Consider the following 24,968-nt stretch of genomic DNA (forward strand, 5'->3'; position numbering starts at 1 on the left):
CCTATTCAGTAAATAGGCAAGTGGCTTTTTTTTAATGGACTGTTTCCTTTTTCAAAGTTAAGATACAGTAAAAACGTTGCTCTTGTTTATCATACTTTAAATTCAATGCAAGATTCTCATTCTCTTCTACGATTTTTTTGACACTGTATAACCCAATTCCCTTACTACTTTTCTGACTGGTTGTTCCTTTTTGAAACAATTCAGTTAGATTTTTTCCAGTGTTTTTGCTGGGATTACTAAATTCAAAATAAAAACAATCCCACAAATGTTCAACGATGATCGTGATTTCTTTTTTTTCTTTCGCCATCGTTTGATCATAATGAACAAACGCATTTTCGATAATATTTGTAAATAAGCGAATCATGTCATAGGAATTCATTGAAAGCTTGGGTATGATATGATTGACTTGGATTTTATAAGGTATCCCAAGCTCTTCTGCCCGCTTAACAAATTTGACAAAAACTCCTTGCAACAGTGGATCATAAATTTTTTGTAACTTCATGTGTAAAGCATCGTTGAGTTGCGTTTCAAAAAACTCTTTTTCTTCCCCTACGATGGCCTCTATTTCGTTATGAATTTGTTTATTCTGTACAAGATCTTCCATCACACTAACATAATTTTTATAATCATGACGAAATTCTTCTAGTTTTTGATAATATTCTTCATTTTTTTTCATGCTTTCCAAATAGATCTGATAGTATTCTTCCTTTTTTTCATTCAATAAAATCAAAAGCATAAGTAGTCCATAAAAGGAATTACTAGCAACTAAAATAAAAGAGGTTAAAAGGAAATCCAATGAATCCATCGAAAAAAGCAAATGATACCACAAAAGTGACATGAACATACATATAATCAAAAATGTCGAAAACAGACGATTTTTTTTATATGCGTATAGATAATTACTAATTCGAAACTTTTTATCTAATTCTTTCATTACAATTAGGATTGCCACTAAAAGCAAAATTTCTAGGATCGCATTCGCTAACAAGTCATAATTTTCTAAAAATCGTGGCACTTCAATTGTCAAAAAAACAGAAATACCGATAAAATTTACACAAAAAGTATTTAATAAAAAAACAATAAATAGATTTCTTGTTTCCTGAAAAATATATTTTCCATTATAAAAATAAAGTAAAACCAAAAATACTGGCGTCCATTCAATCAGCCATATATTAAGTAGCGTTAATCCCAAACGAATGAAGCAATCCATAAAAATCCTTTTTTTTGCAAATAAAATGAGACCTATCAGTGCAAAATTAAGATGAACCACTATAATATAAATAATCACTTCCATTAACCCATCCCCCTAAGCAAACCAGTTTATCATTTTCAAACATACCACTTTTTCATTAATTGGTGCCTCCCCTTTTGACAACCAATAACATTACTGTTATAAGATAACATGAATAATAAAAAATACTAGAAAAATCGCAAGCATATTTAGAATATTTGAAAAATTTAATTTTTATTTAACCACCTTAGAGCTTAACTGTAAAACTGAATCTCACGTTACCTTAACCTTCTCGATTAGATGGAAATCCAAGTTTCATTTATTCATCTTTTTTTAGTAGCATAGAACTATCCAAACTATTTCAATCAATGAACAGTCTTCTTTGATCAGCATTTGCACCATCCTTAATAAAACAATACAAAAAAATAAGCCAAAGATAGCTTAAATACAAAAAGTAATTTTGGCTATCTTTGGCTTATTTCGCTAATTTCAATATTAAAAATCTGGATTTCAATCATTTGAATATCCCTGTTAACCAGCTCCACTATATTTTATCAATAAAAGTAACTAAGGGGCATTGACAATTGTCCATTCCACCTGTGATGAATATTCCCCAGCATATCCACCGGGTTGAACATTTAGATAAAAATAGTTTTCTGAATTTTGTAGAATGCTGTAATTCCGGACATTATTATTAGTTGTTACTTCAGTCATAGGAAGTGTGATCGGATGTTCTTTTTCGATGACTTGTGCCGTATCACCATTTTGATAAAAAAGAGTGGCTGGTAATACTTGTTTACCATCTTTAAACTCTTCAGTTTGTGACACATTAAGTTTCCAATTAATCGGTTTTCCAGTTGTATCTTCTACTAAAAGATTGGCTGCCTGTGTCAAATTTGTTTGAATCGTATGACTAGCAACGGGGATTGACATGAAAGTCAGAAGATCTGGTACGTTTACAAATCTCACAACCCCCGCTTCTTTGATCACCTTAAATGTTTCAATATTTGATTGTTGTTGTTTTTCATTTTTAACATAAACTTCAAATTGATTTTCTCCTGCTGCTAAGTCTGCAAGTGTGAAATTCTTTGAAAAATCAACCATATTTCCAGGTTGTGTATTAGCAATCGAATCTGAATCATTCAGCTTTTTTTCAACACCATTTAACTTATAGTAAATATTGATCCACGAACCACTATCGGCTTTCCACTTGCCACTCAAGGTAAACCCTTGATCCCCCGGGTAAAGAACGAGCGTTTGATTAGCAAGATTATTTGCCAGTTCAATCGTAGGAGGTGAAGCAGGTTTGGTCATTCTTAAGACCGTTGAATCTTGTGCTGACTCACCATTACTTTTTTGAATCATCAAAGTCACATTATTCACTTCTGAAACTGATGGTAGCTGACTCAGGTCAACAGGTACACGAAATGTGCCATCACTCTTGAAGCAAGACAATAGTTCATCAGTGTTCATTATCATCCCATTGATTGTTAAGTAAGCTGTGAGATCGTCCAAAGGACCACTCCATTTACCTGTTAGCGTGATCTGCTCGGAATCTAATTCTAGATTTTTGCTCGTATCATCAAAAGATAAGGCTAACTTTTCTGATTGAAAGCTTGGCATTTCAGCAGATAAAAAATGAGTAAATCCAATATCTTTTTTCATACTATCCCAAACAGATGCACGCAAGACAAATTTATCCTTAGTGACTGCTTTTTCTGTGACTTTGGCACGATAGGTGATCGTTATTGAATCACCCTTTTTTTCCAATAATCGATAAACCGAGTAATTGTCACTATAAGGACCATCAGAGATACCGTCTGAAGCGAGCGGCAATATTTCTGTAATCCGCCCATCATAGGACTTGGAATCTCCAAATTCTGTATGTCCATAAAAGTTATAAGCCGTTATGATGTCATAGGCAACTTCCTTAGATGGAGCCATCAAATTTCCGTTACCTGTTACACCACCATGTTTATAAACAAGTTCGGGTTCTCCTAATAATTCCAACCCTTGCTCTTTATCAGGAAAAACCGTCACTAACGTTGATTGCTTATACTCTTCTTCAAGGTTTGTATCATCTTTTTTTTCTAAAACTGTTGTAACTGTTATCGTATCCCCAATCGCTGTATAATTTGGATTCCCATCTTTTACATAGGTGATTTTAGCATGGATATGTCCACCATAGATGTCAGCTTCTGATTGTCCATCAGGCCATGAATCCGCAACAACTGACTTAGTAGAGAAGGCTAGCTGAAAGAGACTGAACAAAGCAAAATAGGCGACTAGAAATAATAATTTTTTATTCACTCTTTGCTTTTTCATTTCTTTTCTCACCTACCTTTTTGCTGGAACAATTTATAACTTAAGAATGCAATGATCCCTAATAGCAAACTACCTATACCAATGATCATCGGCAAATAAGACACTTCTGCTTTTTCTTCTGTAATTGCTTCATCATTGATTTTTTTGGCATTGTCTGGTTTGATCGTAAATGTTTTTGCTAAATGCCATTTCTTTTGATTATTTTCTGTTGTCGCATCCACTGTTAACGTATAAGTTCCCGGATCGATTTTCTTCTTGTTGACACTGATCGGAAAGTCAAAGTTCGTATTGGGTGCGATCGACATATGATCTTTGTTTGCTGTATACAACACTTTTGATGAACCTTTTTTAGTGATCGTCGCTTCCGTATGAACTTGGCTGATGATCGTTGATGTAGGATTTTGTAAATGTGCAAAAATCGTTGCATACGAATTTTGTAACCCAGTTCTTGCAGAAATCAATTTCAAATCTGGTGAGACAGGTTTACTGTTGTTCCTAAGCTCAACCCCAATAACATAAGCATACTTATTTCGAATCGCTGTTCCAGAAACTTTTTCACTTTGGTTCTCTTTTTTCGTTACATGGATACCTCCTAAAAGAATCCCGTCAAATGATTCTTTTGGCATTTTCAATTGAAAATGAACGTCTTTTGCTTCTCCAGCTGGAATTGTTACTTCCTTTGCATCAGTGGTTAAGCAATCACTGACTTGGTATTTGGCAGAGGTATCCTTTTTAACTGTTCGTTGATTATAATCGATCACACCGTTTGTGTTGGTCGCTGCATTGTTGATCTCTATTTCAAAGACACTTTCTTTTTCTCCGACATTGGATAAATGAATGGATAGGTCGCGCGTTTCATTTGGTGCTTCAGTTAAATCAAAATAAGATACATCTTTATTTGTTTGTTCTTCAGGTATATTTGCACTTACACTATATGCAGATTCAGCTGAATCTGCATATGAGGTAAGCGAATTGACATCAAGGATTCCCCAAACTCCGATGATGCCTGTGACTAAACAAATAAAACGATGATGACGTTTATGCATCATTGTGCATCAGTTGGACCTGCAGTAAGGGTCCAAGTAATCGTTGCGGTATACTCTTTTGCTTGAGCAGAACCAGCAGGAACAGTCAATTGAACATTTGTATTGTTTCCTTCTTCTCCTTCAAATACATCTAACCAAGTGCCCTGACCATTCAGACTTTTTGCCGTCATAACTGGTTGAGCTTCATGATTGTTAAAAGTGAAATCAAAAGCATCAGGTTTGCCGCTGATGTTATCAGAAGTTGTTCGAGTATCTCCATTCGCAAATGATAGGATTGCTCCTTTTAATTCAGTGCTGTCAGCTGCTGAAAATTTTGAAGCAGTCGCAGTTAGTGACCAGCCACCAGCTACTCCTCGTTTATCTGTAATTTGAACAAATGGTTTTGCATTTGCTGCGACATAGACTTTTTTATTTTGTGAAATTTCTTGTGTACCAAAACTGATATTGGACACATAGTCAATTGAAAGTGGTCCTTGATCGCCAGTTCCATGATTGTTAGGGTCATCTGGATCTACTTCGTCTGGTTTGTCGATTGGATCATCTGGATTATCTGGATTCACTGGTTTATTGGAATGGGTATCATTCCCTTCGAATGTGATCTTTGCTGTTGAAGTTGCTGAATCACTCATTTCTTCTGCATAGATGGTCATACTCATGGTATTAATGGCTAACACACTTAATAATGTAGTTGCTAGAATATTTTTTTTCATGTTTCTTCTCCTTTAGATTAAGCTGGTGCGTCTGTTAATGTCCAAACAAGTGTGGCAGAATAAGTTCCTGCCAAGTTACCAGAAGGTACTTTTAATGAAACAGCTTCTGCTGACATCTGATCTTCCCAAGTCCCTAGACCGGTTGTTGCGGCAGCAAACATAATATTTTGCGCATCTTTATTTACTGTTACCGTTGCCGTTTCAGCTGCCGGAGATTGATTCTCTGTCACCGTTTTTGCTGTCCCTGCTGGCAAGCTTAGTTCAGCCCCAGCTAACGCAACACCATTTTCAGTATAAAATCCTGCTTTTTCACTATCATAGCTAACTTGTAAGTTCCAACCTGCACCATTTCCTCGTAGATCAGATATTTGTGTTTCAACAAATTCATCTGAATTCCCAGCTGTATAGTTTTTTGTTTCACTAGCGATTTTTTGTGTACCGAAGTCAATATTTGAGATATAGTCAATACGTAAAGCACCGGTGTTTCCTGTTGGAATATACGTACCTGGTACATCTGGTGGATCAATTGGATCCGTTGGTTCATCCGTTTCATCTTGTTTCTCTAACCCAACTTTAGCGATACTTGTGCCATGAGTATCATCGGCTATTTCTGCATAAACGGTTGTTGCTTTCGCACTAATAACGAATGTGCTAAATAGTGCGATTGTTAAAACTACTTTTTTCATTTTTTTCCTTCTTTCCTTTTCTCAGTAAGAGGAAACCTCCTGCTGCTGTTACAATGAGTCCACCACAGATCATCAAAGAACTACTCTGCTGATCAATTGTTTTTGGGAGCTTTCTTTGCATCATTCTTTTTGTCTGCCCGTCTTTCTCTTTTGCCAGATCTTCTGATGATGCATTTGAAGGATTTGGTACAAAGCGGATCCCCGCTGTGCTTTGTACAGATTCAGCGTAGACAATCATTGTTCGCGTATATGCCTCAATGGTCAAAAAAATAAGGAACAAAAAGAAAACAATCGTCATCTTTCTCATCCACTTACCCTCACCTTTCTCTTTACAGCAAATGTAACAAAACCTCCTTTTTTTAATCTTCGCTCAATTGGGTAAATCCTATTTTACTTATATTCATTCTAAAAAAAGGCGTTTGAAACCGTTTAACCTTGCAATTTTTGCTTTTTTTGTCTTAAAAGATGAATCGAACGACTGACTGATAACAAATCGGTGTGATAGATCAAATTTCAAAATTGTTGTAGAGACAGTCAAATAAATACTTTGCTAACAATAGTTGGCTGTTTCTAACAATCTCAAAGAATATTCCACCACATTTTTCAAGCCATTAAGTATTCGTTTCACTATTTATTATGTAGACACTTAACTACGCTTCTGTCCTTAACGAAGACTCTTACAGCAATAAAAATTGACCGTAATTAAGAAGAAAGAAAAAAATTAACGGTGAACGTTTCACCCAAATCTATTGACAGAAAATTCAATTTTTTACTTTTTTTGTCTTGACACTGTCCATCATTGCTTCTATAATGAACAAAAATCATTGATAGAGAGAGTAATGAATAATAAGCATTTTAGAGAGCGATTGGTTGGTGGAAAATCGTAGGTCTATTATTTGTGAAAGTAACTCTGGAGATGCACAAGTGACGTTAGAAGTTTGTGCCGGCGATCCCCGTTATCGGATAATGCGCTTCACTATTAGTGAGTCGCTAAGAGATTGTTTATTCATAAACAAAAAAAAACGGTGGTACCGCAATGTCAATTGCCCGTTGGAATAATTATTCCAACGGGCTTTTTGTGTTTTTCACCAAAGAAAGGAAAAGATTTATGCAAATTTTTAGACAAAGACGAGTCAGACGTTTAGCTTCATTTCATTTATGTTAACTAAACGATTAAGGAGTTATTTATGATGGAAAAATTATCAACAAAGAAATTATTTTTATTAGCTTCACTCATTTTCGGAATGCTTTTTGGAGCAGGTAACCTTATTTTCCCTGCTCATTTAGGTCAACTTGCAGGTAGTCATTGGTTATCTGCTGGGATTGGTTTTTTGATCTCCTCTACTTTATTACCTTTAGCTGCACTGATTGCCTTAAGTAAAACACGCTCAAGCGGGTTGTACGATTTTGCTAAACCAGTGGCTGCGTGGTATGGTACCTTATTTCTTATTATGAACCATATGGCCTTAGGACCTTTATTCGCCACTCCCAGAACTGCTGCATTAGGATATCAATTTAGTTTAGGAATGATTTTACCAGAAAAGTATACAACGATTGGCTTATTTATCTTTTCGGTTATTTTCTTTGGCTTAGCCTATTATTTATCAACTCGTGAATCAAATTTATTAAAAATTATTGGAAAATATTTAAACCCATTATTTTTAATTTTACTATTCGCTGTGTTTATTGTCGCTTTGATTCTTCCCTTAGGACCATTGAATGCCAAGCCTGTACTGGATTACCAACAAGCAGCAACTACCAACGGCTTTATCGAAGGATATAATACAATGGACGCATTAGCCTCATTAGCTTTTGGAATTACGATCATTCGTGCGCTTCAAGGAATGGGGATTCATGATGAAGATCAGATTGCCAAAAATACTGTAAAATCTGGTCTATTAACGATGGTTTTATGTGGTGGTATCTATTTAGGGATTATTGCATTAGGTACGATGTCTTTAAATCGCTTTGGTATCTCCGAAAACGGAGGGATTGCATTAACTCAAATCGTCCAATCCTATTTTGGTAAAGTGGGATTGATTTTTATGGCCTTGATGACGCTGTTAGCAGTTTTCACTTCTGCGATGGGATTGATTGCCTCATTTGCCCAAGATTTCTCTGTCCGCTTCCCTAAGATCGGCTATAAAGGATGGCTTCGAATCACTACATTACTTTCTTTTATTACCGCAAACTTTGGACTTGACACCATTATTGCTTGGACCATGCCATTTTTAATGATTCTTTATCCTCTTTCTATGGCAATGATCATCCCAGCACTTTGCTCTGCCTTTTTCCAAAATCGCAGAATCGTTTATCAATTGACGACAATCTTTACAGCCATACCTGCTTTATTTGATGGTATCAAAGCATTACCTATTCAAAATCATTTGACAACAAATTTAACCAATTGGTATGTTCATACAATTCCATTTGCTTCCAGTGGTGTTGGTTTTATCTTGCCAGCAATCAGTGGCTTTATCATAGGCGTACTGTATTGTTTAATTTTTAAACAAAGAACTGAGTTAGACCCTTCTCTATCTAATTGAGTCTTGTAACGGACAAAGAGAAGTTTTACCGAAATATGGCGCTTCATTTGATAACTTGAGTGAAGCCAGAAGAAAGAAGCAAAAAAGAACAATGTTGATTATCTTTTGATAAACGCATTGTTCTTTTGCTAGTTTTCATTGATTGACCTGATCTTGTAAGAGAATTTGATTGTTGATCAGATCTGAGATAAACTCTGTGATATATTTTTCTTTTTCTTCATTAGAATAGTCACCAGAATCAGCAAATCGTATTAATACTTTTTCTTTTACATGACTAAGTGCTACATTTGTTTTTAATAATTCAAATATATAGATCGATACTTCATTATCTAAAAGATAGATTTCATCATTCAAGGAAAGATAGAGGTCGTTCCCTAATTTCTCATAGGCCAATTCGCCGTTCAGTCTCACCTAATCACGCTCCTTCAGGTCATTTCTGTCTGTTTCCAGATACGATACATTTGATTTTTTATTAACTCTTGCAATAATTGACATTCAGAGCGATCCACTCCATGAATATCATTGGTATGATAATAATGTTGCGCACGACAACCACCACCGCATAAATAGCGAAAAGAACAAGTTTGACAACTAGATAAATGATGAATATTTTGAGATTCAAGCAATTCTATTTTTTTATGGTTATAAATATCAGCTAATTTGTTTTTTCTGATATTTCCTAATTTATAGTCATCTGTCTCCAATAATTTACATGCAAAAATATCCCCAACTGGATTGATAACGAACTCTCCCAAGCCCAAACCACAAGACTCTTTAATTGTAAATGGCTTTAAAAATGCAGATCGTTGAGCACTCTTTTCTTTGCACTCGATTTCTTTTCTTTCTTCAAAAGATAATGAAATATCTGCCATACTACCTCTTCCTAATTCGCTAAATCCACCTAATTTATAGGCGATTCCATTCTCTTTAAAAAACTCAATCGTTTGATCAACTGATTTTAGGTTATAGTTGGTAACGGTTGCATTAACGTAAATATTATGGAAACCGATATCTAAAAGATTACGGATACCTCTCATTGCTATTTCATAACAACCTCTACCACGGTTCTTGTCATTTTCTTCTTTATCAATCGAATCCAAGCTGATGGTCATTGATTCGCATCGATCTGCCAAGAATTGTGCATTCCTTTTTTTTCCAATCAAGGTTCCATTAGTGATCAAACCAACCGATAAGCCTAGTTGATAAGCATAATCGATATATTTTAAAGAATCATGATTCAGTCCTATTTCTCCACCAGTAAAAATGACTTTTTTTACACCACAGTCTTTTAATTGATCTAATAGTTGGAACCATTCAATAAAAGACAATTGATCCGGATAGTTCTTGGTCATATCTGCTTCTGCGTAACAATACACACATTTTAAATTACATTGATGTGTCAACGCCAAATAAGCGGTTTCAGGAATGGTGACTTCATTTTTTTTTACTTTTAATGGCTCATCTAATAGAAGCTGAAAGATTTTTAGTTTTTTTTGCGTAGACTCGGATAACGCTGAATACTTTCGTAGCTTCACCAACTCTAACTCTTCTTTAGAAATCACTAGCCAGCTGCTTCTTAGAACATTATGGAGAATCACTTCATCAAGAAAAGGATAAGCGTATAAATTTTCCTTGATTTTCATAGATCACTCACCTCTTTTATTAGCATCACAAACGAATAATAACATTTTGACTATATTAAATAGGAAAATAAAGTCGCCTTTTTAACAGGGGAGTTTTGTAGGGCAACTTTATTTTCCAATTAAAAATGGACATCGGAAGACTAGATTAAGAACCGTTACCAATCAATAACCCACAAGAACATGGGGACAAAACATTGCCAGAGATTTTTTTTAGTACAGGTTTCGTAAACATAACAAGTCTCCTTTCTGAACTTTTAGGAAAAAGCACGATAATATTCATTTTTTTTCCTAAATATAGTATAAACTTTGAATGAAAATATTGTCAATGACGGTTCGAGAGAAAAATTATTAAAACCTTAGTTATAAAATAAAAAAAATTAAACAATTTATGCGTTTCTTTTATATAACGCTAAAATTTCTAAGACACTTTGATTTGTTCTTCTGACTTATTTGATTGGATTCATTACTATCTATAAGTAAATTTGTTTTTATTTTATTTCATCACCTCAAATTTCCATAGTGATCATAAATTTTTATTAAGTTATTTTAAATAACGATTTTTTAAGTTTAAATTTGAAAAACACTGCTTTATCTGTTTATTTTATTCTAAACATAACGATTATTTAACGAACAAATCTATTTTTTTTATAAGAATTTTAGTATAATTACAATCTATAAAGTATATTTAATTCCTCATCAATCTGAAACTAACTTTTGGGTCATAAGAACTTTATTTTAATTCGATACCACGGTGTTTAAATAGTGGTTTAATTTTTAGGAGGGATATATTGAAAGGTTATTATTCAGTACAAGAATTAGCCGACCAACTTGGTGTGACAACTCGTTCAATTCGAAACTATCTGCACGAAGGGAAATTAAAGGGAACAAAAGTTGGAGGAAAATGGAAGTTTTCTGAACAAAATTTGTTTGATTTCCTTTACGGTGACAAGGAAAATCTAATGATCCAAAAAGATTATCAAGTGACGCTTGATGTCCCTGTCACATTAAAATTATCTCTTGTAACAGATGATTTTCACGAAATGGATGCCTTTAAAGAGCAACTTTTTAACTATCATTCAGAGGTTTATGCTAATAAAAATGATCGATTGATCCAATACACGCATTTCAAAGAAAATGAATATGATATCTTAATTGGTGGTAACTTTAATTATGTCACTAATTTCGGGTCATGGATCTATGAACAACTACAAAAACAAACATCCATTTCACTAAAAAAGAATTAGTTTTTTATTTTGAAAGAGAGACTGTGAAAGAAACGATCTGCTCTGATGACAATAAGCCTGAATTTTTTGAAACAGCTTCCCATGTTTCAAAAAATTCAGGCTTATTTCAAGAACTGGATGCATAAGCACCGTGTATAAGAGATTGCGAAAAGAGCGTTTGACCTGATTACTCGCCAAGTAAAAACTACGACGAGTAATCGTTGGAGCAAACAAGATAAAAATCTCGAAACAGCTCCCCCTGTTTTGTGGATTTTTGTCTTATTGCCGAAGGTCAGCTCTTTGAATGTCGTTTACTGTTTTTTTTAGATTCTAAATTTATTATTTCCCCTATTTCTTGTTTCTATTAATAATGCTAAGCAGCTTTAACCCTTCCCCCCTTGAAAGGATGGATATAGTTTCATGCCACCATCTACAAATAAAGTAATTCCTGTCACATAACTGGATTCATTAGAAGCGAGCCAAGCAGCAGCGGCGGCGACTTCCTCGGGTTTACCCACTCGTTCCATCGGTATCATGCTTTCTAGAATTTCTTTTTCTTTTGGATCTTCAAATTTTTCTGCATTAATCGGAGTTTTGATCGCCCCTGGTCCAATACTGTTGATTCGAATATTTTCTGGTGCGTACTCCATGGCTACTGTTTCTGTAAACAGCTTGACACCGCCTTTTGATGCTGCGTAATGAGCAAATGTCGGCCAAGGGATTTGTTCGTGAACGGAGGACATGTTGATAATATTACCTTTGATCTGATGAGTTTTAAAATAACTCAACGCTGTTTTTGTCCCTAAAAATACGCCTGTTAGGTTCACCTTTAACACTTTCTCCCAATCTTCTAATTCCAGCTCATGGGTTGGTTTTTGCGTTTCCATACCAGCATTATTGACCCAGATATCTAAACTTCCGAATGTTTCGATTGCTGCTTTGAGCAAACGATCCATCCCTTCTTCTGTACTGACATCCGCTTCGACAGCTACTGCTTTGCCACCATTTTTTTCGATCTCGGCTACTGCTTCTTGTGCCCCTTCTTCATCCGAATGATAGTTGACAACCACACACATTTTTTCTTTACCAAAGCGTTCACAGATTGCTTTACCGATCCCTTTTGATCCTCCAGTTACTACTGCCACCTTATTTGTTAGATCTTTATACATATACTTTCCACCCTTCTTTTTCACCTACTGCATACTTCCTGTATTAAGTGTACAATAGCACCCTGTCTTTTAGGCAAACGATACGCTTATTCGATCAATTTACTTTTTTCTATAATAAAAGAGTCAGCAAGCTACTTGCTGACTCGAATGATTTCACCAAAAAAGGCTTTTTTATTGTCTTCAGTTAAATTCAATACTTTTATTTAAAATAGTCCGCTGTCGCTTTTTCGTCTGCTTTCAGTTGTTCAATCAATGATTCAACGTTTGGAAATTTCACTTGGTTTCTCAAAAAATGATGCCAACGGACTTTTACATGCTCTCCATAGATATCTTGAGCAAAATTTAAAATATATAATTCAACGGTAAGTTCACGATCATCACCAAAGGTATCATTATGACCGATTGATCCCATTGCTTGATACCACGTTTCACCAACTTTGATCTCTGAAACATAGACACCTTCTTTTGGAAGATGAACAGTACTTTTAACTTTGATGTTAGCTGTTGGGAATCCTAGCAGGCGGCCACGAGCATCGCCATGGACTACCACCCCTTCGACCTCGTAAGCAGCCCCCAATAAACGTGTTACTTCATTTATTTCTCCTGCGTTTAATAATTCACGTATCCGTGTCGAACTAATCTTCTTGCCACTGTCTTCTTCTTTTGGTACAGTGATGACTTCAAATCGATTCTTTGCATAACTTGGTAAGTGCGCTACATCTGCAATTTCTTTAGGTCCGTAAGTGTAGTCAAAACCAGAAACAGCATATTTTGCATGAAGTCCTACGATATATTGATCGACAAATTCTTGTGGAGCTAAATGAGCAAACGATGACGTAAAATCGATTTCGTATAAATAATCAACACCTAATAAGGCCATTTTTTCTTCTTTTTGTTCCAGCGTAGTCAAATATTTTACTTGACTTGGATTTATTTTTTTGAAGACGATTGAAGGATGTTGGTTGAAAGTCATCAAAGCTAATTTCAATCCTTCTTTTTTAGCAATTTCTTTTCCCCGATTGATAACACGTTGATGACCTAGATGTACCCCGTCAAAAAAGCCTAAAACAAGTACAACGTCTTCTGGTGGGATCTGATCTGCTTGATAAGGATGTCTAATTTTGATAATTTTCATTTTTATACCTCATTCCTCAACACTTTGCTTGGTTTTAATTTATTTTTTTCTTTTGGATTTGGCTGGTAAATACTTACTACTTTGTCTTGGTAAAAAAGTGCGATCTCTTCTGTCGGCATTTCTGCTAAGTTAAATACCTGATAATCTAAGCGCATACCATTTTTAACTTTTTCCCAAACACGATCACTAATGTCTACTCTCTTAAAACGAGCAACACCAGCTTCTAGTGGCAATAAATGTTCTTCAAAGGTTCCTGCAAGCATATAATCTGCTACTTGCTGTAAAGTGATTGCCTGCTCCTTCTTCATTCCTCCACTAGCTGTTCGAGTTAGATCGGACATGTGAGCAGGATAGCCTAATTTTTTCCCAGTATCAACAGCAAGCGTTCGTACATAAGTCCCTTTCCCGCATACTACCTCAAAACGCCAAGATAGCAACCCCTTCTCTTGGTCCCAATGCACGTCACTTGTTCTTTCAAAACGTTCAATCTGCGCTTTACGCACGGGACGTGTAACTGTTTCATTGTTTCTGGCATACTCATAAAGACGTTTGCCGTTCACTTTGACAGCTGAATACATCGGTGGTATCTGAGTGATTTCCCCGATAAAACTTTTCATCGTTTCATCAATTTCTTCATCACTGATTAATCGATCAACTGTTTTACTTTCGACGACCTCACCAGATTTGTCTTCTGTCGTTGTACTAAATCCTAATGTAATCTCTCCTTGGTATACTTTTCCTGCATCGCTTAAATATTCGATAACTTTAGTCGCTTTTCCAAGGCAAATCGGTAACACACCATCAACATCAGGGTCTAACGTACCACCATGACCAATTTTTTTCATATGTAAGATTTTTCTTAATTTAAATACACAATCATGACTTGTCATGCCACGTTCTTTCCACAAAGGTAATAATCCGTCCATGTTTTTTCTCCCTATCCAATAAAATATCAACTTTGTCATTATAACACATCCCACAATAATGTGACGATTTTACCTTTTTTCGCTACGTTTTTATTATTTGGCAACAAACTTGTAATAAAACTTCACAAACCTGTAAATACAATTCATGTTATTCTCTTAGACAAAGGCAAGCTTGAATCCTTCATTTGCAGCCTTTGATTAAAACGAGTCGCAGCTTTTAAGGAATAAATGATCCTAGTCTTCCCCAAAACAAAAAACTGAGGATCATATACGAATCTCGAAAAGAGTCTGAAGTATAAATCTAACTCTTAATAAACGGTGTCCAAGAAGCCACTTCTTAAAAATAAGAGAGAATTTTTCAAAATAAGAAAAGCTATTTTAAAAGATTCTCTCTTATTCGTTTGGAGTTGACCGCTTCTTTCACAACCTGTCCGAGACACGTACAAATTGCTCATTTTTTTCTCATGTATTCTGTACAGTAAAATTACGGTACTGTGCGTTTGTCATTTTAAACTACTTGCATTGTGTAGTTTGAACTTTTTTTCTAAAAAATTAGATGATGGTGTAACTGCGGTATCTCTGCTTTATAAAAAGCTAAAACTAAAAAAACTACTAAAAAAGAGCTATAACCCCACTTCTTAAGGTTTATAGCTCTTTTTGTTTTAATCTTTATTTAAATTACGAAGCAACTCATCAATGTGGTTACCATACCCCACTGACTCATCTAATTCAAAAGTTAATTCAGGCGTTTTATAGATGCTTAAGTTGTGTCCTAATTCACGGCGAATCAGTCCACTTGCTTTTGCTAGGCCTTCCTGTGCTTTTTTCTTATCTGAAGCTAAGTCAGATAAAATACTATAATAGATGGTTGCTTGTTGTAGATCTCCCGTAACGTGGACATCAGTGATTGTCACGTTTTCTACACGAGGATCACGAACTTTTTTGCGTAAAATATCATTTACTTCTTTTAAAATTTCTTGACCGACTCGGCGGTCTCGATAGTTTGCCATATTGAGCGGCCTCCTAAAATTAATTTGTTTTGATTTCTTCCATAATGAAGCCTTCGATGACGTCATCGACTTTGATGTCATTAAATTTTTCGATCATTGCACCACATTCATAACCCATTTTAACTTCTTTTACATCGTCTTTGAAACGTTTCAAGCTAGCTAGTTGTCCTTCGTAAATAACGATACCATCGCGGATCACGCGAACGCCACTATCACGTCGAATGTATCCTTCTGTGACATAAGCCCCAGCGATCGTTCCAACTTTTGATACTTTGAATGTTTCTCGAACGATCATTTGACCAGTGATTTTTTCTTCAAACTCTGGATCTAGCATCCCTTTCATCGCTGTTTCGATTTCTTCGATTGCTTTATAAATGATTCGGTGTAAACGAATGTCCACTTCTTCATTATCCGCTTGAATTTTAGCTTGTGGTGTAGGACGAACATTGAACCCAATGATGATCGCATTACTTGCTGCTGCAAGGGTTACATCACTTTCATTGATGGCACCAACTGCAGAATGGACGATTTTCACACGTACGCCTTCTACATCGATCTTTTGCAATGAAGCAGCCAATGCTTCTGCAGAACCTTGTACATCAGCTTTAATGATAACATTTACTTCTTTTAATTCGCCTTCTTTTAAGCTTTCAAACAAGTTGTCCAATGTTACCCGACTAGTGATCGCACGATGTTCTAACAACGCACGTTTGGCACGTTCTTCACCGGCTGCACGAGCAGTTTTTTCATCTTCAAAGACAACAAAGCGGTCACCTGCTTGTGGCACATCGTTTAACCCAGTGATCTCAACTGGTGTTGCTGGTCCAGCAGATTTTTCACGACGACCTAAGTCGTTGACCATCACACGCACACGTCCATAGGTATTTCCTACTACAATTGGGTCACCTACGTTTAAAGTTCCTTGTTGAACAAGTAATGTTGTAACAGGTCCTTTTCCTTTGTCTAGACGTGCTTCAATTACTGTGCCAATTGCTCGTTGTTTAGGATCTGCTTTTAGATCCTCTACTTCCGCAACCAGCAAGATCATTTCTAGCAATTCGTCAATATTTTGACCAAATTTAGCAGAGATTTCAACGAAAATCGTTTCTCCACCCCAAGCTTCTGGAATCAATTCATATTCACTTAATTCTTGCATCACGTGTTGAGGATTTGCCCCTGGTTTATCAATCTTATTAACAGCAACGATAATTGGTACGCCAGCTGCTTTCGCATGGTTGATTGCTTCGACTGTTTGTGGCATAACACCGTCATCTGCTGCTACAACTAAGATCGTGATATCAGTGATACTTGCTCCTCGCGCACGCATACTTGTAAATGCAGCATGCCCAGGTGTGTCTAAGAATGTGATTGGTTTGCCATCGATATCGATTTGGTAGGCACCGATATGTTGTGTAATCCCACCAGCTTCGCCACTTGTTACTCGTGAATGACGTAATGTATCAAGTAATGTTGTTTTCCCGTGGTCGACGTGTCCCATGATTGTTACAACTGGTGGACGAGAAACCAATGTATCAGGATTTAATTCTTCTGGTTCAAAGAATTTGTCGATATCTGCGATATCTACTTGGATTTTTTCTTGTGGTTCCATCCCATAATCTGTTGCTAAGAGTTCAATCGTATCTTTATCTAGTGCTTGGTTTTGGTTGACCATTACGCCAAGCATAAATAATTTTTTGATGATCTCTGCTGGTTCACGATGGATTTTCTTCGCAATATCCGCAACGTTCATGCCTTCAGTATACTCTAATACTTCTGGTAACTCACGGAATTTACGTGGTGGTACAGCAGGTTTATTGGAAGTTTGTTGTTTTCCTTTTTTCCCTTTTTTGTTAAAACGATTGCGGTTGTTATTGTTAAATTTACCACGATTATTATTGTTGTTACGGTTTTGGTTACCACCTTGGTTTGATCCTTGGCGATTTTGGTTTCCGCCTTGTGTTGATCCTTGGCGGTTTTGATTGCCATTTTGTGTTGCTCCTTGACGGTTTTGGTTATTTCCGCCTCCATTATTACTTCGGTTTTGGTTTGTTGATTGGTTTTTTCCTTGATTCACTTGACCGCTCCCTTGACCGCGATCTTGATAGTTGCGGTTATTTTTTTGTTGTTTCGTTTTTGTTTCTTGTTTCTTTTGTTCATTCGGCTGGTTTGTGGCTGGCTTTTGGCTGGCTTGCTGTGCTGGTTTTTTATTCGTCTGTGGTTTTTTGAACGCTTGTTGCAACTTCTTTTCATCACCAGTTGTGATTGCTCCCATGTGATTCTTCACATTAATCCCAAGTTGCTGCGCCTTTTCCACAACGTCTTTACTAGGCTGATTTAATTCTTTTGCTAGTTCATAAATTCGTTTGTTGCTCATGCAATCACCTTCCTAACCTTCAATTAGCTCCTTGGTTTTCTTCGCAAAACCGTTATCTACGATTCCAAATACTTTGCGAGGCTTCCCAATCATCTGCGTGATTTCAGCTTCGGAAAATAGTTCAAAGCAAGGAACTTCATAATATGAACTCTTATCTTTCACTTTTTTCTTCGTATTCTCACTCGCATCATTTGCTACAAACACGATCTTTGCTTTCTGTTTACGAATGTCTGCAATGGTCAACTCCTCGCCGGTAATCAACTTACCAGCGCGCATCGCTAACCCAATGAGATTCATGGCTTTTTGCCGATTTCCTTCATTCATTTACCGAATAGCTCTTTTCGTGCTTTTTGATGGGTTACATAATCGAGTAACTCTTGGTAGAATTCATCTGTCAAAGTCGTTTCTAACGCCCGATCAAGAATCTTCTTATCCCAAGCTTGTTGTACTTCAGCTGGCTCAAGTGAGACATACGCACCACGGCCTGGCATTTTCCCAGTGGGATCAATCGATACTTCCCCTTCTTTGGAACGGGTAATTCGAATCATCTCTTTTTTGGGTTTCATTTCACCTGAAACCACAGATTTGCGTAAAGGAATCTTCCTTTGTTTCATCTCTTCGCCTCCTAAGCTAATTGTTAAGCATCTTGATCCGTATTTTCAACTGTTTCATCGTTGAAAGCAATCGTTTCATATTCATCATCTGTATAATCAGATTGAACGATCGCTTCATCATGAGCGACTTCTTCAGAAGCTTCTTCTTGATCTTGCGCTTGTTTTTCATAATATTCAGCCATATCTGATTCTGACTTGATATCGATTTTGTGATTTGTTAGTTTGGCAGCCAAACGTGCATTTTGTCCACGTTTACCAATCGCTAAGGATAATTGGTAATCTGGAACGACAACGGTACAAGCTTTAGGATTTTCTTCATCAAAAATCACATCGATCACTTGCGCTGGATTCAGAGCATTCGTGATAAATACCGCTGGATCTTCGTTCCACTCAACGATATCCATGTTTTCACCCTTTAATTCATTCACGATCGCTTGCACACGCTGGCCTTTTGGTCCAACACAAGTTCCAACTGCATCAATATTTTCATCATTTGAACGAACGGCTACTTTTGAGCGATCGCCCGCTTCTCTAGCAATGCTTACGATCTCAACGATCCCATCATAAACTTCTGGCACTTCTTGTTCGAATAAACGGCGTAATAGATCTGGATGGCTACGGCTAACGAAGACTTGTGGACCTTTTGACGTATTTTCTACACGAGAAACGTACACTTTGATACGATCATGCGGTTGATAAAATTCATTAGGCATTTGATCTTGTTTCGATAAAACAGCTTCGATCTTTCCAAGATTTACATAGATATATCGTTTATCTTGACGTTCAACGATACCTTGCATAATGTCTTTTTCATAAGCGCTGAACTCATTGTAAATGATGGTTCTTTCTGCTTCTCTGACACGTTGTAAAATAACTTGTTTTGCTGTTTGTGCAGCAATTCGTCCAAAGTCTTTTGGTGTCACTTCAAAACGGATGGTATCACCAATCTCATATGCCGGATTAATCAAAAGCGCATCTTTTAATGATACTTCTAATTGTGAATCCATTACTTCTTCAGTAACTTCTTTCACAGCATAGACGTGAATTTTCCCTTTCTTTTGATCAAATTCAACTTCAACATTTTGAGCTTGACCATAATGGCGTTTGTATGCAGAAACTAAAGCAGCTTCTAAAGCGTCGATCACGATTTCTTTTGAAATCCCTTTTTCAGCTTCTAATGCATCTAATGCGTTTAGCATTTCTTTACTCATTTTTCTGTTTCCTCTCCGTGATTAAAATTGGATCGCTAAGCGAGCTTTGGCAATATTTTTTCGGTCAAGAATTAATTCTTTTTCCCGTGTTTTTATGCGTATTTTCAATATCAGCTGTTCAGCATCAACTGATTGGAGAAATCCTTCATATTGTTTTTCTCCATCAACTGGTTGATAAAGAGAAACATGGATATATTCTCCAAGCGCTTTTTCGTAATCTTTCTCTTTTTTTAATGGGCGTTCTGCCCCTGGAGATGATACCTCTAGAAAATAAGCTTGTGGGATTGGGTCTGGATCTGCTGCATCAAGTTTTTCGCTAAGTTTTTCGCTAACCCATGCACATTCTTCGATATCGATTCCGCCATCTTTGTCAATGAATACTCGTAAGAACCAACTTTTGCCTTCCTTCACAAATTCTACTTCGACAAGTTCAAAATTTTGTTCCTCTAAAATCGGAGTCACCATTGCTGTGACTGTTTCAACGACGCTACTCAAAAAGTTCGCCTCCTTAAAATTGCTTCCGTAATTCCATTAAAAAGAGTGAGCGAAAATTCCGCTCACTCACAGTTAGTATCATTACCTATAAATAACTATACCATATTTCATTTAAAATGACAAGCTTCCACGCTAACCCTTGATTAGAACATATCAAACAAGGAAAGTTGGTTTTCATCTGGAAGGTCTTTCAATACCCCGTTGTCGTTCATATACTCAATCAACGTTTTAGAAACTTTTCCTCGTGTAGCAAGATCTTCTTTTGATAAGAATGGTCCATCTTTTCGTGCTTCAACGATTTGTTTTGCAACGTTTGTTCCTAAACTTGGGACAGCTCTAAATGGTGCGATCAATGTGTCTCCTTCGATCACGAAGTTCACGGCATCTGATTTATATAGATCGATCATGCCAAAATGGAAGCCTCTTTCCAACATTTCATTCGCTAATTCAAGGACGGTCAACTGATTTTTCTCTTTGACTGAGGCATCCAAACCTTTATCTGTGATTTCTTTCATCGCTTGTTTTACCGCATCTTTCCCTTTACACATAGCCACAAGATTAAAATCATCCGCTCGAACTGAGAAATAGGCACAATAGTATAAAATAGGGAAATAGACTTTAAAATAAGCTACACGTAAGGCCATCAAAACATAAGCCGCTGCATGGGCTTTTGGGAACATATATTTGATTTTAGAACAAGAATCAATGTACCAATCTGGAACATTGTTTTCTTTCATGGCGGATAGATAGGTTTCTCGTAATTCATCAGGGATCTTGTTCCATAGCCCTTTACGAACGGTTTCCATAATCTTAAAAGCCATCCCACTATCTAATCCAGCATGGATCAAGTAAACCATGATATCATCCCGACAACCAATTACTTCAGCCAAAGTTGCATCCCCACGTTTGATCAATTCTTCTGCATTGCCTAACCATACATCGGTCCCATGTGATAATCCGGAAATCTGTAAGAGTTCAGCAAAAGTCGTTGGATGTGTTTCTTCCAACATTCCCCGAACAAAGCGTGTCCCAAACTCTGGGATACCTAGTGTCCCTGTTTTAGAATAAATCTGTTCACTGGTAACGTTCAAGACATCTGGACCGGCAAAAATTCTCATTACTTCTGGATCGTCAGTTGGGATCGTTTGTGGATCGATTCCCGATAAATCCTGCAACATACGGATTACTGTCGGATCATCATGTCCCAGAATATCAAGCTTCAGTACATTATCATGGATAGAATGGAAATCAAAATGCGTTGTTTTCCATTCTGAATTTTGATCATCTGCTGGATATTGGATCGGTGTAAAATCATATACGTCCATGTAATCGGGAATAACGATGATCCCCCCTGGATGTTGTCCAGTCGTTCGCTTCACGCCTGTCGCACCTTTGGCTAATCGATCAACTTCAGCACTGCGAAATTGTAAATTATGATCTCGCTCATAACCTTTAACAAAGCCATAAGCTGTTTTATCGGCAACTGTACCGATTGTTCCTGCTCGATAAACATATTCTTCCCCAAACAAAACTTTCGTATAGTTGTGCGCTTCTGCTTGGTAATCACCTGAAAAGTTCAAATCGATATCTGGTACTTTGTCTCCATGGAACCCTAAGAACGTTTCAAAAGGAATATCATGGCCATCTTTATTTAATCGTGCGCCACATTTCGGACATTTTTTTTCAGGCATATCAAACCCCGAACCGTAAGTACCATCTTCAAAGAATTCTGAATACTGGCAATCAGGACAATAATAGTGAGGGGCTAATGGATTTACTTCAGTGATCCCAGTCATTGTCGCAACAAAACTAGAACCAACTGATCCACGCGAACCAACTAAATAACCATCTTCGTTACTTTTATGCACCAGTTTTTGCGCAATCAAATAGATCACAGAAAACCCATTCCCGTTGATCGAATTCAATTCTTTTTCTAATCGTTTTTCAATGATTTCTGGTAATGGATCACCGTACAACTGTTTAGCTCTGGTATAACTCAAATCAGAAATCTCTTCTTCAGATCCAGGAATTTTTGGCGTATACAAATCATCTTTCACCGGAATGACCTCTTCACAAAGGTCAGCAATCTTATTCGTATTGTCAACGACGATTTCTTTCGCTAGATCTTTTCCTAAAAAGTTAAAAGCAGTCAACATCTCATCTGTTGTTCTAAAATGCACATCAGGCAAACTATGTCGGTTCAACGGATTAGCCCCACCCATTGAATTAATCAAAATCTTCCGATAGATTGCATCTTCTTCATTAAGGTAATGAACATTCCCAGTAGCAACGACGATTTTGTCCAATGACTTTCCGATTTCAACTAGATTTTTGATGATTTCTTCTAAATCATGTTCATTTTTGACTAGTTCTTGCTCAAGCAATGGTGCATAGACCGCTTTTGGCATCACTTCAATATAATCATAAAATTTTGCTCGATTTCTAGCTTCTTCAATTCCTTTTTGCATCATTGCTTCGAAAATCTCACCTTTATCACAAGCAGAGCCAATGAAAAGATTCTCACGTAATTTCTTCAGTTGTGAACGAGGAATACGTGGGACACGTTCAAAATATTCCACATTCGACATCGAGATTAATTTGAATAAATCTTTTAATCCAGCTTGATTTTTCGCTAAGATCGTCACATGAAATGGCCTTGCTCGTTTATACGAATCGCCTTCTCCCACATGAGCATTGAGTTGATCATGGTAGAGCATCTCATGGTTTTCCATTGCTTCTTTAACGAAAATCCATGCTAAATGACCTGTCGCTTCAGCATCGTAAATCGCTCGGTGATGCTGTTCAAGACTGACACCAAATTTTTTAGATAACACACCTAGACCAAATCGTTTAAATTGAGGATACAGATATCTGGCTAATTCCAGCGTATCGATGACTGGATTCGTCGCCTCTGGGATCCCATATTTTGCATAACTTGTATTCAAGAATCCCATATCAAACGCGGCATTATGGGCGACCAGAATCGAATCTTTTGAAAACTCGAGAAACAGACGTAGGACTTCTTCTTCTGATTTAGATCCTCGTACCATTTCATCTGTGATCCCAGTTAGATCAATCGTTGTGCGGGAAAGTGGGTGTCCAGGATCAATAAATTCATCAAAGCTTTCAATGACATTCCCTTTATACATCTTGACCGCAGCTAATTCGATGATCGTATCATAAACAGCAGATAATCCAGTGGTTTCCACGTCAAATACGACATATGTTCCTTCATTCAAAGAAACATGTTCATCATTGTAAGCAATCGGCACACCATCATCTACAACATTGGCTTCAACCCCATAAAGAATTTTTACGCCTGCTTTTTTACCGGCACTATGCGCTTCAGGAAATGCTTGTGCCCCTCCATGATCCGTGATCGCAATCGCTTTGTGTCCCCATTTTCCAGCTTGAGCCACAAGGTCAGAGATACTATTGGTTGCATCCATCGTACTCATATTACTATGAACATGTAATTCCACTCGTTTCTCATCGTCAGGAGCATAGTCTTTACGAGGTGCATGCTTCACCTCAATGATATCTTGTGCATTCATCACCAGGTCTCGCACAAATGTATCTTCTTGGATACTTCCTCTAACTTTTAACCAGCTTCCTACGCTGATTGCATCAAAGATTTGTTCATCTTTTTCATTATTTGAAAATTTCTTAACAATAAAAGAAGAAGTATAATCGGTGATTTTTAACGTTAGGATCTTACGTTTTGAACGTAGCTCACGCACTTCTTTATCAAATACATAGCCTTCCAAGGTCACACGACGTTCTTCTTCAACGATATTGATCATTGGTATTGTCGGTTCATCTGCTGGAATATTACGACCTAACTGGATCGGTCCATCTAGTACAGGAAGTTGCTCTTTTCTTTCTTTTTTCTTTTGTTCATGGACAATCAAACTTTCCGCAGCTTGCTTCATGAACGCTTCTGCTTGTTCTTGCTTCCGCTCTTCAAACAGTTTTAGCACACGTTCTGCTTGTTCTTCATCAATTTCAGGTTCGATACGAAATTTAGGGAACCCGTAGCTGACAAACAGCGTTTCAACTAAAGGTAGATATTGTTGCTTTAAATAATTAATAGCGCCATTACTATCGACTGGCAAGACAATTTTCTGTTCCTTCAATATAGGGACTTGTGTTTTTAAAACTTGTTGAGCCAACGGCGTATCGCATTGTTGGCTTTCTAAAGCTTGTGCCCAATAATCTTGTAATAATTTTTCATCAAACTGCTGATCATCAGCTTTGATAGTTAATCTGATCTGTGCAATATCTTTAAATGCCAGTGTCAAATTTTGGAGCAATGATCGATAAAGCATGATCGGTAAAATTTGAGTAAAGTGTAGGGTAAACTCCCACAATCTTGATTTGCGGTGAACCACTACACGCTCCATTTCGCCAGCAGAGATTAGTGGATGATTTTTTTCCACTTCTTCTAGTTGGATTTGTTCCAACAATTTTTCAAATAACTCTCGTTTTTCTGACAAAACCATACGCCCTTTCTGACGAGGACAAATCAATGCTATTTCATTTGAACCTCTTCTTCTTTCAGTACTATTTAGTATACCCGTTTTTACATGGATTTACATTAAAAAAACGACAAAGAATTTTCTTT

20 protein-coding genes and 1 other annotated feature are annotated in these 24,968 nt (G+C 36.7%); of the genes, 2 read left to right on the plus strand and 18 right to left on the minus strand.

Annotation, left to right across the window (positions count from 1 at the left end; all coding sequences use genetic code 11):
* Nucleotides 1-31: 31 nt before the first annotated feature.
* The 6 genes from IGJ11_RS07725 to IGJ11_RS07750 all read right to left on the minus strand — a co-directional run bounded on the left by IGJ11_RS07725 (nt 32) and on the right by IGJ11_RS07750 (nt 6,305).
* Nucleotides 32-1,294: a sensor histidine kinase gene (locus IGJ11_RS07725; RefSeq protein WP_063627240.1), complete on the minus strand. Its 1,263-nt coding sequence runs from the start codon at nt 1,292-1,294 to the stop codon at nt 32-34.
* A gap of 504 nt (nt 1,295-1,798) precedes the next feature.
* A complete protein-coding gene (locus IGJ11_RS07730) occupies nt 1,799-3,556 on the minus strand; it encodes a hypothetical protein (protein ID WP_207431946.1) in 1,758 nt (585 codons plus the stop codon).
* Nucleotides 3,557-3,564: 8 nt separating this feature from the next.
* Nucleotides 3,565-4,605 (minus strand): DUF916 and DUF3324 domain-containing protein, encoded by a 1,041-nt coding sequence (locus IGJ11_RS07735; protein ID WP_096708956.1) that lies wholly within the window; start codon nt 4,603-4,605, stop codon nt 3,565-3,567.
* Entirely contained in the window at nt 4,602-5,312 is a 711-nt protein-coding gene (locus IGJ11_RS07740) for a WxL domain-containing protein (protein WP_010737764.1), read from the minus strand. The genes IGJ11_RS07735 and IGJ11_RS07740 overlap by 4 nt, the downstream gene beginning before the upstream one ends.
* 17 nt (nt 5,313-5,329) lie before the next feature.
* The gene (locus IGJ11_RS07745; protein WP_010718897.1) at nt 5,330-5,998 is read right to left on the minus strand and encodes a WxL domain-containing protein; all 669 of its coding nucleotides are present in this window, start codon (nt 5,996-5,998) and stop codon (nt 5,330-5,332) included.
* Nucleotides 5,964-6,305, minus strand: coding sequence for an LPXTG cell wall anchor domain-containing protein (locus IGJ11_RS07750; protein ID WP_010737766.1), 342 nt, complete (start codon nt 6,303-6,305; stop codon nt 5,964-5,966). Before IGJ11_RS07750 ends, IGJ11_RS07745 begins: the two co-directional genes overlap by 35 nt.
* 508 nt (nt 6,306-6,813) lie before the next feature.
* Nucleotides 6,814-7,052: a binding site (T-box leader), on the plus strand.
* A gap of 133 nt (nt 7,053-7,185) precedes the next feature.
* On the opposite strand from IGJ11_RS07750, the gene brnQ reads away from it, so the two are divergent.
* The gene (gene brnQ / locus IGJ11_RS07755) at nt 7,186-8,544 is read left to right on the plus strand and encodes a branched-chain amino acid transport system II carrier protein (RefSeq protein WP_207431944.1); all 1,359 of its coding nucleotides are present in this window, start codon (nt 7,186-7,188) and stop codon (nt 8,542-8,544) included.
* A gap of 135 nt (nt 8,545-8,679) precedes the next feature.
* Here the strand turns inward: brnQ and IGJ11_RS07760 are convergent, their stop codons facing one another.
* Together IGJ11_RS07760 and IGJ11_RS07765 are read right to left on the minus strand one after the other, a co-directional pair.
* Nucleotides 8,680-8,955, minus strand: a complete 276-nt coding sequence (locus tag IGJ11_RS07760; protein ID WP_010737768.1) for a hypothetical protein — start codon at nt 8,953-8,955, stop codon at nt 8,680-8,682.
* A 14-nt stretch (nt 8,956-8,969) separates the two neighbouring features.
* A complete protein-coding gene (locus IGJ11_RS07765) occupies nt 8,970-10,187 on the minus strand; it encodes a radical SAM/SPASM domain-containing protein (protein ID WP_207431942.1) in 1,218 nt (405 codons plus the stop codon).
* Between the two features lie 788 nt (nt 10,188-10,975).
* Between IGJ11_RS07765 and IGJ11_RS07770 the strand changes: the two genes are divergently transcribed.
* Nucleotides 10,976-11,431 (plus strand): helix-turn-helix domain-containing protein, encoded by a 456-nt coding sequence (locus tag IGJ11_RS07770; RefSeq protein ID WP_010718891.1) that lies wholly within the window; start codon nt 10,976-10,978, stop codon nt 11,429-11,431.
* Between the two features lie 362 nt (nt 11,432-11,793).
* Here the strand turns inward: IGJ11_RS07770 and IGJ11_RS07775 are convergent, their stop codons facing one another.
* From IGJ11_RS07775 to IGJ11_RS07820, 10 genes are all read right to left on the minus strand, one after another.
* Nucleotides 11,794-12,579 (minus strand): glucose-1-dehydrogenase, encoded by a 786-nt coding sequence (locus tag IGJ11_RS07775; protein WP_010737770.1) that lies wholly within the window; start codon nt 12,577-12,579, stop codon nt 11,794-11,796.
* A 199-nt stretch (nt 12,580-12,778) separates the two neighbouring features.
* Nucleotides 12,779-13,714 (minus strand): riboflavin biosynthesis protein RibF, encoded by a 936-nt coding sequence (gene ribF, locus IGJ11_RS07780; RefSeq protein WP_096710217.1) that lies wholly within the window; start codon nt 13,712-13,714, stop codon nt 12,779-12,781.
* 2 nt (nt 13,715-13,716) lie between these two features.
* Nucleotides 13,717-14,640 (minus strand): tRNA pseudouridine(55) synthase TruB, encoded by a 924-nt coding sequence (gene truB, locus IGJ11_RS07785; protein ID WP_010718888.1) that lies wholly within the window; start codon nt 14,638-14,640, stop codon nt 13,717-13,719.
* A 662-nt stretch (nt 14,641-15,302) separates the two neighbouring features.
* A complete protein-coding gene (gene rbfA, locus IGJ11_RS07790; protein WP_010718887.1) occupies nt 15,303-15,650 on the minus strand; it encodes a 30S ribosome-binding factor RbfA in 348 nt (115 codons plus the stop codon).
* Nucleotides 15,651-15,669: 19 nt separating this feature from the next.
* Nucleotides 15,670-18,024, minus strand: coding sequence for a translation initiation factor IF-2 (gene infB / locus IGJ11_RS07795; RefSeq protein WP_207431940.1), 2,355 nt, complete (start codon nt 18,022-18,024; stop codon nt 15,670-15,672).
* A gap of 12 nt (nt 18,025-18,036) precedes the next feature.
* Entirely contained in the window at nt 18,037-18,348 is a 312-nt protein-coding gene (locus IGJ11_RS07800) for a YlxQ-related RNA-binding protein (protein ID WP_010718885.1), read from the minus strand.
* Nucleotides 18,345-18,638, minus strand: coding sequence for an RNase P modulator RnpM (gene rnpM / locus IGJ11_RS07805; protein WP_010718884.1), 294 nt, complete (start codon nt 18,636-18,638; stop codon nt 18,345-18,347). Before rnpM ends, IGJ11_RS07800 begins: the two co-directional genes overlap by 4 nt.
* A gap of 23 nt (nt 18,639-18,661) precedes the next feature.
* Nucleotides 18,662-19,849, minus strand: coding sequence for a transcription termination factor NusA (gene nusA, locus IGJ11_RS07810; protein WP_096708951.1), 1,188 nt, complete (start codon nt 19,847-19,849; stop codon nt 18,662-18,664).
* A gap of 21 nt (nt 19,850-19,870) precedes the next feature.
* The gene (gene rimP, locus IGJ11_RS07815) at nt 19,871-20,344 is read right to left on the minus strand and encodes a ribosome maturation factor RimP (RefSeq protein WP_010718882.1); all 474 of its coding nucleotides are present in this window, start codon (nt 20,342-20,344) and stop codon (nt 19,871-19,873) included.
* 143 nt (nt 20,345-20,487) lie between these two features.
* Nucleotides 20,488-24,840, minus strand: coding sequence for a PolC-type DNA polymerase III (locus IGJ11_RS07820; RefSeq protein ID WP_207431938.1), 4,353 nt, complete (start codon nt 24,838-24,840; stop codon nt 20,488-20,490).
* Nucleotides 24,841-24,968 lie beyond the last annotated feature (128 nt).

This window comes from Enterococcus sp. DIV0691 (assembly GCF_051711145.1).
GTDB classification, from domain to species: Bacteria; Bacillota; Bacilli; order Lactobacillales; family Enterococcaceae; genus Enterococcus_B; species Enterococcus_B hirae.

Bases quoted from the DNA above. Each gene is read 5' to 3' on its own strand.
- IGJ11_RS07725 (WP_063627240.1), bottom strand. From the start codon at position 1,294: ATGGAAGTGATTATTTATATTATAGTGGTTCATCTTAATTTTGCACTG.
- IGJ11_RS07730 (WP_207431946.1), bottom strand. From the start codon at position 3,556: ATGAAAAAGCAAAGAGTGAATAAAAAATTATTATTTCTAGTCGCCTAT.
- IGJ11_RS07735 (WP_096708956.1), bottom strand. From the start codon at position 4,605: ATGATGCATAAACGTCATCATCGTTTTATTTGTTTAGTCACAGGCATC.
- IGJ11_RS07740 (WP_010737764.1), bottom strand. From the start codon at position 5,312: ATGAAAAAAAATATTCTAGCAACTACATTATTAAGTGTGTTAGCCATT.
- IGJ11_RS07745 (WP_010718897.1), bottom strand. From the start codon at position 5,998: ATGAAAAAAGTAGTTTTAACAATCGCACTATTTAGCACATTCGTTATT.
- IGJ11_RS07750 (WP_010737766.1), bottom strand. From the start codon at position 6,305: ATGAGAAAGATGACGATTGTTTTCTTTTTGTTCCTTATTTTTTTGACC.
- brnQ (WP_207431944.1), top strand. From the start codon at position 7,186: ATGATGGAAAAATTATCAACAAAGAAATTATTTTTATTAGCTTCACTC.
- IGJ11_RS07765 (WP_207431942.1), bottom strand. From the start codon at position 10,187: ATGAAAATCAAGGAAAATTTATACGCTTATCCTTTTCTTGATGAAGTG.
- IGJ11_RS07775 (WP_010737770.1), bottom strand. From the start codon at position 12,579: ATGTATAAAGATCTAACAAATAAGGTGGCAGTAGTAACTGGAGGATCA.
- ribF (WP_096710217.1), bottom strand. From the start codon at position 13,714: ATGAAAATTATCAAAATTAGACATCCTTATCAAGCAGATCAGATCCCA.
- truB (WP_010718888.1), bottom strand. From the start codon at position 14,640: ATGGACGGATTATTACCTTTGTGGAAAGAACGTGGCATGACAAGTCAT.
- rbfA (WP_010718887.1), bottom strand. From the start codon at position 15,650: ATGGCAAACTATCGAGACCGCCGAGTCGGTCAAGAAATTTTAAAAGAA.
- infB (WP_207431940.1), bottom strand. From the start codon at position 18,024: ATGAGCAACAAACGAATTTATGAACTAGCAAAAGAATTAAATCAGCCT.
- IGJ11_RS07800 (WP_010718885.1), bottom strand. From the start codon at position 18,348: ATGAATGAAGGAAATCGGCAAAAAGCCATGAATCTCATTGGGTTAGCG.
- rnpM (WP_010718884.1), bottom strand. From the start codon at position 18,638: ATGAAACAAAGGAAGATTCCTTTACGCAAATCTGTGGTTTCAGGTGAA.
- nusA (WP_096708951.1), bottom strand. From the start codon at position 19,849: ATGAGTAAAGAAATGCTAAACGCATTAGATGCATTAGAAGCTGAAAAA.